Below are 14,718 nucleotides of genomic sequence, written 5' to 3' on the forward strand. Positions count from 1 at the left end.
AGCGACGTCAGTCAATCAGATTGATATCCGCCATCAGGTCTCCTGCCGTTTCCTGAAGTGCGTCGCTCAGGCTCGCAGGGTCCAATCCACCTGGCAGGCGCAGGTCGGCAGATGCCTTGAACAGGGCCTCTCCCTGCATCGAGCCAGAGACGACTTCCGTTTCCAGATGCTCGATGCTGACACCCTTTTCGGAAAGAACGCGGGTGATATCCCGCAAGATGCCCGGGTGGTCCTGGGAGACGAGATCCAGATGAGCGGAAGCGCCTTCCGGCAGCTCTGCACCGGTCTGGTCGGAGCGCAGCGTGATATCGATGCCATCGGCGGAAAGAGCTTGCAGCTTTTCCACCAGTTCGTCCGCATGCAGCCCCTCGATCGCGATGCGCACGATGCCTGCAAATTCGCCGCCGAGACGGGCCATGGAGCTTTCGATCCAGTTGCCACCAGTGCCGGCGATGATTTCCGCCATCCGCTCGACCAGGCCTGGCCGGTCCTTTGCAATGACCGTGAAAACAAGATGAGTTTGCATGATGCCCCGCTTGCGCATTGGAACTCGACCATCCTACTAGACAGCCTCAACGTGCTGAAAACAAGACTGCAAAATCTCATCTCCAGCTGTGGCCGTTGCGGCAGACAACCGTCATAATGGCGAAATTGATCGGGTTTCCCTTCAGGCTTCCTTGCCGATCCGCATTCCGTTTCAATTCATACTGAAAATCAGGTTTCCCCATGAAGCAGACAGAACCCCGCCGCGTCGACAAATTCTGGCTCACGCTCATCGAACGACCGGCGGTTTTTCTGGTTCTGGTGCTTATCGGGCTTGGCATGTTGCCTGTTGCCGTGTGGATGGACCTGCGCGCCATTTCAGATGCCTCCCTGCGCTCGCAGGCGGTTGACCTGGACCAGGCCATCGGCAAGATCCGGACCTATTAAGCGCAAAACGTGATCGCCCGGGTTCAACAGGCGCCGGGCGACATCACCCCGACACACGAATATCACGAAACGCCAGGCGGCATTCCGATTCCCGCCACGCTCTCCATCGAACTTGGGGAAGTGATCGGCGGCAACGACCATAATCTGCAATACCGATTCGTGTCGGATCTGCCGTTCATGGAGCGCGGGTCACACAACCTGACACCTTTCGAGATCAAGGCGCTGAACGATTTCAGACAGAGCCGTGATCCTGCAGACCTGGAGATTGCCTACGAAGGATCGATCTTCGACCGAAAGATCCAGATCGCCTCCCCCGTCTTGATGGGCGAGGCCTGCGTTTCCTGCCACAACAGCCACCCGGAAAGTCCCAAGACCGACTGGAAGACGGGCGATGTGCGCGGCATTCAGGCGATCACCATCAGCCAACCCATTGCCGCAAACCTCTGGTCGTTCAAATACCTGCTGCTTTACTTCGGCTGTGCAGGGGCGATCGGTGCTGCGGTCACCGCCCTGCAATGGCACCAGGCAACGCGGTTTCACCGGATGAACGTCAATCTGGAGCACGCGAATTCGGAAATCGCGCATCTCAACAAGCAGCTGACGTCCGAAAACCTTCGACTGGGAGCGGAAATTGAAGTCGCAAGGCAGATCCAGATGATGGTGCTGCCGACCAAGGATGAGCTTGGCGGCATTCATGAACTGGAGATCGCGGCCTTCATGGAACCGGCGGACGAAGTTGGCGGCGACTATTACGACGTGCTGCAGTTGGACGACAAGGTGAAGATCGGCATTGGCGATGTGACCGGCCATGGCCTTGAAAGCGGTGTTCTGATGCTGATGGTTCAGTCCATCGCCGTCGCCCTGCAGGAACGCGGGCCGTCAGATCCGCGCCAGTTCCTGGTTGCACTCAACAGCGCCATCTGCCGCAACCTGAAGCGCACCCGGACCGACAAGCACCTGACGCTGTCCTTCCTCGATTTCGAACCGAACAAGGTAACCTTGTCGGGCCAGCACGAGGAACTGATCATTCTGCGCGACAACGGCCAATGCGACATCGTCGATACGGTCGATCTCGGCTTCCCCATCGGACTTGATGAAGACATCGAACCGTTCATCGAAACCAGGGAACTGGCTTTCGGCCCCGGAGATCTCATCATTCTTTATACGGATGGCGTGACCGAAGCGGAAAACCCGGACGGTGTGCTGTATGGTCTGGATCGCTTGGTCGCAAGTGCCCGCCGCCACGCTGCACCAAAGGCCGGGCGGGTGCTGGAAGGCATCCTGGCGGACCTCAAGGCCCATATCGACACACAAACGGTTCATGACGACATTACGCTGATGGTGATCCGGCACAAGTAAGCGGGCAGCATAGGCCGCAGCTTGCTGCCGCACACTGCGATCAAAATTTTGGAGGCGTGTCACCCCGGATAAGCGCAGCGCCAATCCGGGGTAACAGCAATGTTGAGGAGCAGAACAGTGGCCTCTTCAGTCGCCCTTTACGTCGTCATCCGATGGCCTTTCTCAGAACCGGCACGCGTTTGACAACAAGATAGTCCAGCGCCAGCACGCTCAATAGCGTGATGCCGACCAGCGGAAAGGCCAGGGAGACGGCCAGCATCAGGATCATCGCGCAGCGCCAATGCGGCAGGTCGTCCGGCGATTTCGGTGCAAAAACCCGAAGGGCGGAACCTTTGGGCCGTCGCAGCCACCACATGACAAGCCCGCTGACGCAAAGGAAAATCACCGACAGGCAGAATAAGGTGTTGAGCACCACGTTCCAGAGCCCCATGTCGCCTTCATGAAAGGCGATACCGATGGCCATGCCCTTGGCCGGCAGGGAATAATCCGCAAAACCGACATCAGCCAGGATCCGCCCGGTGTATTGATCGATATGCACCGTGCGGTCGACCATCGGGTTCTCTGAGTCGTTGCTCATGGAATCCTGGTTGATGGTCCAGACACCGGTTTCATTGCCGGGAAGGTTCACCCGGAACCGCCCTTCAAAGCCGATTTTCCGGCCGAACGCGGCAATACTGTCCAGATCAATAGGCGTTCCGGCAGCAATCGCGTCGGTGCCGGCATCAGAGCCGGACATCGGCATGCTTGTCTGTTCCAGCCCCCAGGGAACGTCCTTTATCGAGCCATGGTTCATCGAGGCGTGGGTGTCGTCGGACAGAGGCACGTTCGACCATTTTTCGGCTGGAAAGGTGCTCCAGGCCTGAACGAATTTCTCGCCCCAGACACCGGCCCAGGAGAGACCACTGACCAGGAAGACCAGCAGGATGAGAGAAACATAGGCGCCGATCATCTTGTGCAGGCTCTTCCAGAGCGCACGACCATTTGCGCGAAGATCCGGCACAAGAGCATTTCCACTGCCTGCCCGTGGCCACCACAGATAAAGACCGGTCACGATCAGCACGATGGCAAGGCCGGCTGCGATTTCGATCAGACGATCACCAAGATCGCCGACCAGCAGCGTCCCGTGAATGTCGTTCAGTAGGTCATACCAGCCGTCACGCCGGATCCAGCTCTCAACGACCGAGCCCGAATAAGGATCAACTGCCACCATGTAATTGGTGCCAGCGTCGTTGACGCGGAAGACATTGGCTCCGTCGGCGGTCTTGGCGCCGATCCATTCCACCAGGCTCGCGCCCTGCCCGCGCGTTGCCAGCGCAGCGCCGGCCTGCTGCGACAGCGCCACTGGTTCGCCGGCAATTGCAACCTTGATGTATTCCCCGTCGCGGCCATCAAGAACAGAAATAAACATCATCAAAAGGCCGGTGACGGCCAGCATGATCAGAAACGGCACAACATAAAGACCGGCGTAAAAGTGCCAACGCCAGGCAGCCAGGTAAAATCGGCTGGGGGTCGACGCATTTACAGCGTCCGAAGGGATGTTGCTCATGGGATCTCCACACCCGAGTGCGTCCGTGCGGCAAAAGCCGGACAGACCTCGGGTTCAAAACGAGTTCAGATAAGGTTCGGAAAGATCACGCGTTGAGCGGCGGTGCGCGGGCAAAGTTGCGGCCGCGCGGCGTGCTGGAAGCCCAGACCTTTGCAGGGAGAAAAACCGGTTGGCGGGAGATCTCTTCCTGCACGAAAAGGAAAGGCACCCTGTCAGGCGCAGCAAACGCACCGACACCGGCAAAGACGCAATGGCGGGAGGCCTTTTCCGCAGGGCTATCCTCGTCGGAACCCGGCGGAATTTCTGCACCGTTCGCATCCAGCGTAACAGTGCGAAGGCCCTCGGTGGTACACAGCGTGACGGTAAAACCGCCATCCGCGCGCACGTCCGGCATGTACCCCTTGGGCACAAGCGCCGTGACCAGAAACGGCAGCAGAAGCAGTAGCCTGGCTGCCGCCATAAGGTCCGGATGTTTTCGCCGGAAATTTTCCACGCCCCACTTACCCCGAATCGAGACAGGTTGATCACTAATCCAAAGGGATGACAAAGACAAACCGGTTCTTTTCGGGGAGCCGCAAGACGCAACGATTGCCGGTTTCAGACCATGGCTGCCTCGTGCCAATGGATGTCGCTTTCATGCTTGATCCGCTATGGCCACTCCCCTAAGGTGCGCCCACCTGACGGCGTCCCGTGGAGGGACTGAAAGCCATTCCGGATGAGGTTGACCCAAGCAGGGGACCAAGGCCGGAGCTGTCCAAGGCATCTGCAGATCAACCGGCTCCGCCGGCTTTTGCGCGTGTTTGCTTTCATTCTTCCCGACGCCTGTTGCCACGCTGCCGATCCGGCATCAGCCACTGGGGAGAGACATGATCAGACGGACCATCCTTGCAGGCCTTGCCGCCGCGCTGCCTACCTCCGCCTTTGCCCATGGGGGCCATCTTGGCGAACTCGCCGGTCATTCCCACTGGGTCGGGGTCGCAGCCCTTGCCGGTGCCGCGCTCGTCGCCGGCATCATCGCCCTCAAAGACAAGAAGCAGAAAAAAGCCGAAGACGCGCCTGAAGCCCGTCCGGAAGACGACGAGACTGCCGGAGAAGCTGCTCAATGAGCGAAAAACTCGGACTGATGATCTGCGGCCATGGCAGCCGCAACAAGGGTGCCGTAAAGCAATTTGCACAGCTGGCGAAAGGCCTGACGGCTCGCTTCCCCGATTGGCCGGTGGAATACGGATATCTGGAATTCGCCAACCCGGTCATTCATGACGGACTGAACAAGCTGCGCGAGGCCGGCTGCACCCGCGTTCTGGCCGTGCCGGGCATGCTGTTTGCCGCAGGTCACGCCAAGAACGACATTCCCTCGGTCCTGAACACCTATCAGGCCATGCATCCGGAGATGACGATCTCCTATGGCCGGGAACTGGCCGTCGACACACGCATGGTGAAAGCCGCCGCTGCCCGTGTTCAGGAAGCGATCGACGCTGCCGACAGCGATGTTCCGCTGCACGAGACCCTGCTGATGGTGGTCGGGCGCGGTGCTTCCGATCCGGACGCGAACTCCAACGTCTCCAAGATTACCCGCATGCTTTGGGAAGGCTTCGGTTTCGGCTGGGCGGAAACCTGCTACTCCGGCGTCACCTTCCCCCTGGTCGGCCCCGGTCTCGAACATGCGGCAAAGCTCGGCTACAAGCGCGTCATCGTGTTCCCCTATTTCCTGTTCACCGGCGTACTGGTCCAGCGGATCTATTCGACCACGGAAGAAGTTGCCGCCAAACATCCGGAAATCGAATTCCTGAAAGCCGGTTATCTGAACGACCACCCGCAGGTGATCGACACGATGGCCGATCGGGTGCAGGAGATCCTGCAGGGCGCAAATCTGATGAACTGCCAGATGTGCAAGTACCGCGAACAGGTCCTTGGCTTCGAAGCCGAAGTGGGTCTGGCCCAGGAAAGCCACCACCATCACGTGGAAGGCCTCGGCGCGGAAGCAGAATGCAAGCTGTGTGACGAGATCTGCACCGGAGCCTGCGAAAAGCAGGTGCAGGCGGGTGGTCATCATCACCACGACCATGGTCATCATCATCACGATCACTCCCATGACCATGGGCATGATCACGCGCATCATCATGGCCACTCTCATGATCATTCGCACGAGCATGGGCATAGCCACGGGCACGGGCACGGGCACGGGCATGATCACGATCATCACCACCACCCCTACCCGCACGCAGACCATCCGCACGGCCCCCGGTCGTTGAACCGCGGAGACTGAGGCTGCCGTGAGCACCGAAACCATGCCGTCCTACGACTATGAAAAGGACCCGGCGGCGATTTACCGCCAATCCTTTTCAATCGTGCGGTCGGAAGCAGAACTGTCTCATCTACCCGACGGGCTGAAACCGGTCGCGGTGCGTCTGATCCACGCCTGCGGCATGACAGACCTTCCGCAGGATCTTGCCTGGTCGGAGGATATCCTGTCTGCCGCGCAGGATGCCTTCGCGCGGGCCGCACCCGTCTTTTGCGATGTGGAGATGGTGGTGCATGGCGTCATTCGCTCCCGTCTTCCGACTGACTGCGACGTGGTTTGCACCTTGAATGACCCCGCGGTTCCGACCCTTGCCAAAGAGCTCGGCACGACCCGCTCGGCTGCCGCGGTGGAGCTCTGGCGCGACAGGCTGGAGGGAGCCATCGTTGCGGTTGGCAATGCGCCGACGGCTCTCTTCCATCTGCTTGAAATGATTGCCGCCGGCGGACCGAAACCGGCGCTGGTTCTGGGGTTCCCGGTCGGGTTTGTGGGCGCCGCGGAATCCAAGGAGGCTCTGATCTCCAATCCGTTCAAGGTACCCTTCCTGGCTGTTCGCGGCCGCAGGGGCGGATCGGCCATGGCTGCCGCCGCAGTCAACGCTCTTGCCGCCGGCCTGCCGGAGGAAACGTAAGATGGCCGGAGGTCCGCCGAAAGACGACGAGAAACCAACCGGATTGAAATCCGTCGGCGGCAAAAAGCCTCTGCGGTCACGCGGTTTCCTGTCCCAGCCGGGAGGTTCGGTCAAGACGCCTGCGGACGGCAGTGGTGACCAGCCGGTCCATCACCGGTCACGGGGTGCCCGGCAGGTATCGCCAAGCAGTAGCGGCACGCCACAGGACCTGTCGGTAAAACCGGTGATCAAACCTTATCGTCTGGAGGACAAATGACTTCCTCGACAGACAAGCGCCCGTGGTTGACGCTGGTTGGCCTGGGCGAGGACGGTGTTCTGGCTCCGGGTGGTGCAGAAGCCCTGGCAGGTGCAGATATCGTTTATGGCGGCACCCGACACCTGGAGCTGACGGGCGGGATCACTGCCGAGAAACGGACATGGCCCAGCCCGTTTGCAACCGTCTTCGAAGATCTGGCAGCGCTCAGGCAGAAGCGCGTCGCGGTGTTGGCGACAGGAGATCCCATGTGGTTCGGCATCGGCTCGTCCTTGCTGAAGCATTTCCCTGCGCACGAGCTGATGGTGCTGCCCTCGCCGTCCGCGTTCCAGCTGGCTGCCGCACGAATGGGGTGGGCCTTGCAGGAAACCGACTGCCTGTCGGTTCATGGTCGACCAGTCGATCTGTTGCGGGCATCGCTTTACCCGGGCGCCCGGATCCTGTGTCTAACCAGCAATGCGGAAACTCCCCGCCAGGTGGCTGACCTCCTGGCCGACGAAGGCTATGGGCGCAGCCGGATGACGGTTCTGGAGCATCTCGGCGGCACCAGGGAAAGGTGCGTCGCAGGTACCGCGGAAGACTGGTCGACCGAGGTTGCCGATTTTCACACACTTGCTCTGGATGTGATTGCCGACCCCGGTGTGCGGTTCCGTGCGCGGATACCCGGCCTTGCCGATGATGCCTTTCGCCACGACGGCAAGATGACCAAGCAGGACATCCGCGCCATCACACTGGCGGAGTTGAAGCCTCACCCAGGCGCACTCTTGTGGGATGTCGGTGCAGGCTGCGGTTCGATTGCCATCGAATGGTTGCGGGCAGCCGACCGAACCCGGGCCATCGGCCTGGAGCCGCATGTGGAACGGCGGCAAATGGCGGCTGAAAACGCTGTCGCGCTCGGCGTCCCACATCTGGAACTGTCGGACGCGACCGCTCCGGAAGGCCTCCACGATCTGCCACAGCCGGACGCGATCTTCATTGGCGGCGGCCTGACAGCCTCCGGTGTGATCAAGGCCTGTCTTGCAGCGCTAGGTCCCGGGGGACGGCTTGTCGCCAATGCAGTGACCCTGGAGAGCGAGGCAATACTCCTCTCCGCCTATCAGTCTCATGGAGGCACTTTGAAGAAAGTTTCCGTTCACCGGGCAAGCGCCGTCGGCGGCTTGACCGGATGGCGTCCCCTGATGCCCGTGACGCAGTGGAGCCTGACGAAATCATGACGGGCACACTCTATGGCATAGGTCTTGGCCCGGGCGATCCGGAGCTGATGACCCTGAAGGCGCACAGGCTGATCGCAAGCGCACGGGTAATTGCCTACCCCGCGCCCGATTCCGGTGAAAGCTTTGCCCGGTCAATCGCCTCTGATGTGATCCCTGTCGGCGTGCGGGAAATCCCGATTGTCGTACCGATGCGGGTCGACAGGTTCCCGGCACAGGAGATCTACGACAAGGCCGCCGAAGAGATAGCTGCCGTTTTGGCAAACGGTGAGGATGTCGTGACCTTGTGTGAAGGAGATCCATTCTTCTTCGGTTCTTTCATGTATCTGTTCGAGCGCCTGTCCGACCGTTTCACGATAGAAATCGTGCCCGGGGTCACCTCGCTGACAGCCTGCGCCGCTCAGTTGAGACGACCGCTGACGGCACGAAACGATGTACTAACCGTCATTCCAGGCCCGCTTCCGGACGCGGACATCCGCCGCAAGATCGAAGAAGCCCAGGCGGTTGCCATCATGAAGGTTGGCCGTCACCTGACACGGCTGAAGACCTTGCTTTCCGACATGGGGCTGCTGGAAAAGGCCGGCTACGTGGAACGTGCCAGCCTGCCGGAGCAGAAGGTTCATCGGCTCATCGACCTTGAGACCGACACCGCCCCCTATTTTTCCATGATCCTCATCTACAAGGGAGAAGAAGCGTGGACGCTTCCCCCATCCTACTCGTCCTGAACCAGGCCGGCCTCGCCGCTGCCGAAGTGATCGCCAGACGGTTTTCAACCGCCCGCATCCACGGGCTTGCGGGCCGTGTGCCGACAGCGGACACCCAGTTCAACGAGACGATCGACCATATCCGCCTGTTGTTTCAGGCCGGTCATCCGATCGTCGGCTTCTGCGCCAGCGGCATTCTGATCCGTGCGCTTGCACCGGTCCTGTCCGACAAGACAACCGAACCGCCGGTGATCGCCGTGTCGGAAGACGGCAAGAGTGTCGTTCCGCTGCTCGGTGGTCATCGCGGCGCCAACGAACTGGCCAAGCTTCTGGCCAGCGCTCTCGGTGGGCACGCGGCGATCACGACGGCTGGGGACACCAAGCTTGGTGTTGCGCTCGACGCCCCGCCCCGCGGCTGGCGTCTCGCCAATCCGGAAGATGCAAAACCGGTGATGGCCGAGCTGCTCTCCGGCGCTCCCGTTCGCCTGGAAGGCCGCGCCGACTGGCTGAAAGAGGCAAAGCTGCAGCAGGCAGACGATGCCGCCATCACGCTTTCGGCAACCGAACATCCGGAAGAAGCAAGCCCGACGCGTCTGGTCTACCACCCGCAGCGCTATGCTGTTGGCGTCGGCTGCGCGCGCGGGTGCGATGCGGCCGAACTGATCGAACTGGTCGAGACCGAACTGGCGGGAGCCAACATTGCCAAGGGCGCTGTTGCCTGCATCGCGACCATCGACCTCAAGGCAGATGAGGCCGCTGTCAATGCTCTCGCTGCGCATCTGGATGTGCCGCTTCGGGTCTTTTCCGCAGAAGACCTGCAACGCGAGACCCCGCGTCTGAAAAACCCGTCGCCCGTCGTCTTCAAGGAAGTCGGCTGTTACGGAGTGTCTGAAGGGGCTGCCCTGGCCGCGTCCGGCGCCTTTGGAACGCTGAAGGTCGAAAAGCAGAAAACCGAAAACGCAACTTGCGCCATTGCACGGTCTCCGAAGTGGATTGACACCGACACGGTCGGTCGGGCTCGCGGACATCTGTCCGTTATCGGTATCGGTCCGGGCAAGGACGACTGGCGCACACCGGAGGCCACCAAGCTTCTGGCGGAAGCAACCGACGTTGTCGGCTACTCGCTTTATCTCGACATTGTCGACCAGCACATTACCGGCAAGACCCACCACAACTTCCCGCTTGGCGCGGAAGAGGATCGCGTCCGCTTTGCGCTGGAAGAAGCCGGCAAGGGCAAGAATGTCGCGCTGATTTCCTCCGGTGATGCCGGCATCTACGCCATGGGTTCGCTGGTCTATGAACTGTTGCACAGGAATGAGGAGTATGGCGGTGTGTCGGATGCCGCCAAGCGGGTCAGCGTCACAAACGCGCCGGGCATTTCAGCCCTTCAGGCCTGCTCGGCCCGTATCGGCGCGCCGCTTGGCCATGATTTCTGCGCGATCTCGCTGTCCGATCTCCTTACCCCGTGGGAGGTGATCGAAAGGCGCCTGAGGGCAGCAGCCGAGGGCGACTTCGTGATTGCCTTCTACAACCCGGTGTCCAAACGCCGCCGCACGCAGCTTGCAGCCGCAAAGGAAATCCTGCTGGAGCACCGCTCGGCAGCGACACCGGTCATTCTCGGCGTCAATCTTGGCCGGCCGGAGGAAACCATCCGCGTCACCAGTCTGCATGCGCTCAGCGTCGACGATGTCGACATGCTGACCACCGTGCTGGTCGGTTCGACCAACACCCGCACCGTCATGCGCGGTGACGGGAAACCTTTCGTCTATACACCGCGCGGTTATGCCAAGCGGATCGACGCACCAAAGCCGGTGGAAGCAGCACCAGTTGCCATTGAAGCCGCGCCTTCGTCCCTGATGGAAGACGTAACGACCGACATTTCCGACATTCTCGAAACGGATGACAAATCATGACCGTTCATTTCATTGGCGCCGGACCTGGCGATCCCGATCTCATCACCGTTCGCGGCCTGCAGCTCATCCAATCCTGCCCGGTCTGCCTTTTCGCGGGCTCGCTGGTACCTGAACAGATCGTTGCCGCCGCACCGGAAGGTGCACGCGTCATAGACACGGCCCCGATGACGCTTGACGAGATCATCGACGAGATCAAGGCTGCCCATGAAAAGGGCCAGAACGTTGCCCGGGTTCATTCCGGCGACCCTTCCATTTACGGTGCAACGGCGGAGCAGATGCGCCGTCTGGACGCACTCGGCATCGATTATGATGTAACACCGGGCGTGCCGGCCTTCGCGGCCGCGGCCGCTGCACTCAAGACCGAGCTGACCATCCCCGAAGTTGCCCAGACCATCATTGTCACCCGCACGGCAATGAAATCCTCGGCGATGCCGAACAACGAGGACCTGGACACGCTCGGCAAGAGCGGGGCGACCCTGGCAATTCACCTGTCGATCAGGAACCTGCGGGAAGTCGAACGTCAGTTGACGCCGCATTACGGTGCCGATTGCCCGGTGATCGTCGCCTACCGTGTCGGTTGGCCGGATGAGGCCTTCATTCACGGCACATTGTCGACCATTGCCGCAGAAGTGCGTGCCTCCAAGATCACCCGCACCGCGTTGATCTTCGTCGGCCATGCCTTGAAGCCCGCAGCTGACTTCCGCGACAGTGCCCTTTACGACGCCGACCACGTGCATGTGCTGCGCCCGAAGAAGAAGGCGAAAGCCTGAGGAACCGGCGGAACTAAACCACTTCGCGGCCTTCCTCTGTCTGTCATCATCGACAAGCGGGAGGTCGCGAAACGCTTCGCAGGTTAATCGAGCGAATATTTGCCTGTCCGAGAGCGCTCATTTGCATACCGCTCCCGCCCTCGCCTAATCTCAACAGGATTAAGACCGGCCAGGAGCAGCCCCATGACAGATGAAAACCCACTTCTGAAACAGGCGATTTCTCTCAGCGGTGATCCCGATGCCATTCGCAAGTTCTACGCGGACTGGGCGGAGACCTACGATGCCGACCTGCTTCAGACCATAGGGTATGTCGGTCCCAGGATTGCAGCGGAAGCACTGGTCAAACGCCTGCCCAAAACGGCGCTGGTTCTGGACGCAGGCTGTGGGACCGGCCTCGTCGGGAGCGAGCTTGTCAGTCGCAATTCAGCCCTGACCATTGACGGCATCGACCTGACGCCGGCAATGCTGGAGCTGTCGCGCAGTCGGGGGACCTACCGCAATCTTTCCCAGGCCGAAATGATGGGCCCGCTCTCGGACATTGACGACAACATTTATGACGGCATCGTCAGCGCGGGCGTCTTCACGAATGGCCATGTGGGGCCGGAAGGGATCGACGAACTGCTGCGCATCGCCAAACCGGGTGCTCCTATCGTCCTGACAGTACGCGATAGCGCCTGGGCGGCCGACGGCTTCAAGGCCAAGGTCGAGAAGCTGGAACAGGACGGCAAGACAAGGACGCTGGAGATCACCCATAATCCCTATCACACCAAGGAAGACGTCTATTGCGAGCTGGTCGTGCTTGAGGTGGTTTAGGCGCGAGCGATGACATGGGCAAAAGAGCCCATGACCGATCCAGCGCACAGCCCCATCTGCACCAGTTCGTTGCCTTCGGCATCTTCCGCTGAAAACAGCCGCTCCGCCCCGCCTTCCGACATTATGGAGGCATAGTGGAATTCGTGTGCGGATAGCGGCATTTGCCAGGGCAGGCCACGGAGTGGCATGACTTTTCGGTACCCGAGGTGACGCTTGCGGGTCTGAAACGAGGTCTCCAGCGGCAAAAGCCCCAGCATTTCGTGGCGTGTGCCATCGGCATCGATCATGCCCTTGCCGAGTGTCATGTAGCCACCACACTCGCCATAGATCAGCTTTCCGGTAGCTGCGGCCCGCAAAACCCCAGCCTTGAACCTGTCTGCCGCAGCCAGCTTTCCGGCATGTAGCTCCGGATAACCGCCGGGGAGAAAAATTGCATCGGCATCAGGTGACGGTGCTTCATTCGCGAGTGGCGAGAAAAACTCGAGCCTCGCGCCCTGCTTTCGCCAGAACTCCAGCAGATGCGGATAGGAAAAGGCAAAGGCAACGTCCCGGGCAATGGCAATGCACTGGCCAAGCGGCGCAGGCAGGTTTTCCCTGTTATCACCGGCAGGGCTCAGTGGTGCAGCCAATGTTTCCAGGCGGTTCAGGTCTACATTCCGGGTACACAGGTCGCTCGCCTTTTCCAGAAAGGCCTCCAGATCCGGATGCTCCCCCGCCTGGACAAGCCCCAGGTGGCGTTCGGGAAGGCCTAGTTCCTGAGCCCGCGGCAAGACACCCAGAACATCGATGGCGAGCGGTGCCAGCGCTGCGCGCAACATGGCTTCGTGGCGCGGGCTGCCAACCTTGTTGAGAATAACGCCTGCGAGATTGATATCCGGCCGGAAGCTTTGAAACCCATGAACAAGCGCTGCGACCGACTGGGCCTGTTTGCCGCAATCGACGACGAGAATCACAGGTAGATGCAGCGTTGCCGCCAGGTCGGCAGCCGAGCCCTTGCCGCTGGCAGCTCCGTCGAAAAGCCCCATGGCGCCTTCGACCACGAGAACGTCATGACTGTCGGCTTGACGGTGGGCAAGCATCTGCAGTGTCGCCGGGTCCATAGCCCAGGCGTCCAGGTTGATGCAGGACACACCACTGGCAGCTTCGTGGAATTTCGGATCGATGTAATCCGGGCCGGATTTGGCCGAAACGACCGAACGCCCGGCGGATTTCAGCGCCCGCAGCAAGGCAAGCGTCAGTGTGGTCTTGCCAGCACCTGACGATGGCGCCGCGATCAGAACACCCTTGGCGCCTGCCTTGGCAGTGTCAGCCGGCATCGGCAGAACGGGAGGATATGCGCAGGTCTAGCGGGTCACTGTCCAGCAACTTGCCCGACAGGGCGCCGAGCCAGTCGAGCCCCTTGCGCAGACGGACAACCTCACCGACACAAACAACTGCCGGAGGTTCGATCCCGGCAGCCTTCGCCTCTTCAGCGCAGCGGCCCAGCGTGGTTTCCAGAACGTCCTGGCCCGCAAGGGACGCATTGCACACGATACCCACAGGTTCATCCACAGATCGTCCACCGGCAATCAGTTTGCCGGCTATGACGTCCAGGTGCTTCATCGCCATATACATGACAATGACAGGCGAACCCTTGGCGATACCATCCCAGTTGATCGCGTCCGGGGTGAGGCCCGTCTGGTCATGACCTGTCAGGAAGGTGACTGCCTGATTGCAGTCCCGGTGGGTTGCAGGAATACCCGCATAGGCCAGACCACCGATACCGGCGGTGATGCCGGGAATGATGCGGAACGGCACACCGGCCTCGACAAGGCCGAGCGCTTCCTCGCCACCGCGGCCGAAGACGAAAGGATCGCCGCCCTTCAGGCGAAGCACCCTTTTGCCTTCGCGGGCGTAATCGATCAGCTTCAAGGTTATGTCGCGCTGTTTCGGGCTCGGTTTGCCGCCGCGCTTGCCCGCGTAGTCTGTCACGGCTCCCGGTTTGACCCAGGCAAGAATGCTCTGATCGACAAGGGCATCAAACACGACAACATCGGCCTGGCGCAGACCATTGAGCGCATGCAGGGTCAATAAGCCGGGGTCGCCCGGACCTGCACCGGCAAGCCAAACCCAGCCGGGTTCGAACACGGGTAACCCACCTGGCAGGTCTCCCGGCAAGCCTTCATGCGGTCTGTTGTTTTCGTCTTCTCCAGTCATGGTTCCTGTTTACCCGTGTGGCCCGGTAACGCCAAGCGCTTCGGCGATCAAAAACGATGCGAAAACGACATTTCATCGCGCACATAAACTAAT

At 60.6% G+C, this 14,718-nt stretch carries 15 protein-coding genes and 2 pseudogenes; 12 read left to right on the top strand and 5 right to left on the bottom strand.

Annotated features, from left to right (window positions below):
- Window positions 1-7: 7 nt before the first annotated feature.
- On the bottom strand, window positions 8-526 hold the full coding sequence (locus HEP89_RS00865; protein ID WP_031269595.1) for an ACT domain-containing protein: 519 nt from the start codon (window positions 524-526) through the stop codon (window positions 8-10).
- A 200-nt stretch (window positions 527-726) separates the two neighbouring features.
- Here HEP89_RS00865 and HEP89_RS00870 point away from each other — a divergent pair, with 200 nt between their 5' ends.
- The 3 genes and pseudogenes from HEP89_RS00870 to HEP89_RS00875 form a co-directional block, all read left to right on the top strand.
- Complete coding sequence (locus HEP89_RS00870) at window positions 727-930, top strand: hypothetical protein (protein WP_168691116.1); 204 nt, start codon at window positions 727-729, stop codon at window positions 928-930.
- Between the two features lie 9 nt (window positions 931-939).
- Window positions 940-1,341: pseudogene (locus HEP89_RS29780) on the top strand (DUF3365 domain-containing protein); the annotation flags it as partial.
- 144 nt (window positions 1,342-1,485) lie between these two features.
- A pseudogene (locus HEP89_RS00875) lies at window positions 1,486-2,289 on the top strand (PP2C family protein-serine/threonine phosphatase); the annotation flags it as partial.
- Between the two features lie 145 nt (window positions 2,290-2,434).
- Here HEP89_RS00875 and HEP89_RS00880 read toward each other — a convergent pair.
- Together HEP89_RS00880 and HEP89_RS00885 are read right to left on the bottom strand one after the other, a co-directional pair.
- Window positions 2,435-3,835, bottom strand: coding sequence for a PepSY domain-containing protein (locus HEP89_RS00880; protein WP_077290527.1), 1,401 nt, complete (start codon window positions 3,833-3,835; stop codon window positions 2,435-2,437).
- 85 nt (window positions 3,836-3,920) lie between these two features.
- Window positions 3,921-4,295 (bottom strand): DUF2946 family protein, encoded by a 375-nt coding sequence (locus tag HEP89_RS00885; RefSeq protein WP_077290528.1) that lies wholly within the window; start codon window positions 4,293-4,295, stop codon window positions 3,921-3,923.
- A gap of 406 nt (window positions 4,296-4,701) precedes the next feature.
- On the opposite strand from HEP89_RS00885, the gene HEP89_RS00890 reads away from it, so the two are divergent.
- From HEP89_RS00890 to HEP89_RS00930, 9 genes are all read left to right on the top strand, one after another.
- Window positions 4,702-4,941, top strand: coding sequence for a DUF6732 family protein (locus HEP89_RS00890; protein WP_031269597.1), 240 nt, complete (start codon window positions 4,702-4,704; stop codon window positions 4,939-4,941).
- Window positions 4,938-6,101: a sirohydrochlorin chelatase gene (locus HEP89_RS00895; RefSeq protein ID WP_077290529.1), complete on the top strand. Its 1,164-nt coding sequence runs from the start codon at window positions 4,938-4,940 to the stop codon at window positions 6,099-6,101. The genes HEP89_RS00890 and HEP89_RS00895 overlap by 4 nt, the downstream gene beginning before the upstream one ends.
- Window positions 6,102-6,123: 22 nt before the next feature.
- A complete protein-coding gene (locus HEP89_RS00900) occupies window positions 6,124-6,765 on the top strand; it encodes a precorrin-8X methylmutase (RefSeq protein ID WP_077293142.1) in 642 nt (213 codons plus the stop codon).
- 1 nt (window position 6,766) lies between these two features.
- Window positions 6,767-7,021 carry a hypothetical protein gene (locus HEP89_RS00905; protein ID WP_077290530.1) on the top strand — a complete coding sequence of 85 codons (255 nt, stop codon included), beginning with the start codon at window positions 6,767-6,769 and terminating at the stop codon, window positions 7,019-7,021.
- Window positions 7,018-8,232: a precorrin-6y C5,15-methyltransferase (decarboxylating) subunit CbiE gene (cbiE, locus tag HEP89_RS00910; protein ID WP_077290531.1), complete on the top strand. Its 1,215-nt coding sequence runs from the start codon at window positions 7,018-7,020 to the stop codon at window positions 8,230-8,232. Before HEP89_RS00905 ends, cbiE begins: the two co-directional genes overlap by 4 nt.
- Window positions 8,229-8,954: a precorrin-2 C(20)-methyltransferase gene (cobI, locus tag HEP89_RS00915; RefSeq protein WP_197923118.1), complete on the top strand. Its 726-nt coding sequence runs from the start codon at window positions 8,229-8,231 to the stop codon at window positions 8,952-8,954. The genes cbiE and cobI overlap by 4 nt, the downstream gene beginning before the upstream one ends.
- Window positions 8,924-10,846: a precorrin-3B C(17)-methyltransferase gene (gene cobJ, locus HEP89_RS00920; RefSeq protein WP_077290532.1), complete on the top strand. Its 1,923-nt coding sequence runs from the start codon at window positions 8,924-8,926 to the stop codon at window positions 10,844-10,846. The genes cobI and cobJ overlap by 31 nt, the downstream gene beginning before the upstream one ends.
- Entirely contained in the window at window positions 10,843-11,616 is a 774-nt protein-coding gene (gene cobM, locus HEP89_RS00925) for a precorrin-4 C(11)-methyltransferase (protein ID WP_168691117.1), read from the top strand. The genes cobJ and cobM overlap by 4 nt, the downstream gene beginning before the upstream one ends.
- A gap of 183 nt (window positions 11,617-11,799) precedes the next feature.
- Window positions 11,800-12,429 (top strand): methyltransferase domain-containing protein, encoded by a 630-nt coding sequence (locus HEP89_RS00930; protein ID WP_168691118.1) that lies wholly within the window; start codon window positions 11,800-11,802, stop codon window positions 12,427-12,429.
- Here HEP89_RS00930 and HEP89_RS00935 read toward each other — a convergent pair.
- Window positions 12,426-13,745 carry a cobyrinate a,c-diamide synthase gene (locus HEP89_RS00935; RefSeq protein ID WP_168691119.1) on the bottom strand — a complete coding sequence of 440 codons (1,320 nt, stop codon included), beginning with the start codon at window positions 13,743-13,745 and terminating at the stop codon, window positions 12,426-12,428. The genes HEP89_RS00930 and HEP89_RS00935 overlap by 4 nt on opposite strands.
- Complete coding sequence (cobA, locus tag HEP89_RS00940; RefSeq protein WP_209014366.1) at window positions 13,735-14,625, bottom strand: uroporphyrinogen-III C-methyltransferase; 891 nt, start codon at window positions 14,623-14,625, stop codon at window positions 13,735-13,737. Before cobA ends, HEP89_RS00935 begins: the two co-directional genes overlap by 11 nt.
- Window positions 14,626-14,718 lie beyond the last annotated feature (93 nt).

The sequence above is a fragment of the Labrenzia sp. 5N genome, from assembly GCF_012395805.1.
Taxonomy (GTDB): Bacteria; Pseudomonadota; Alphaproteobacteria; order Rhizobiales; family Stappiaceae; genus Roseibium; species Roseibium algicola.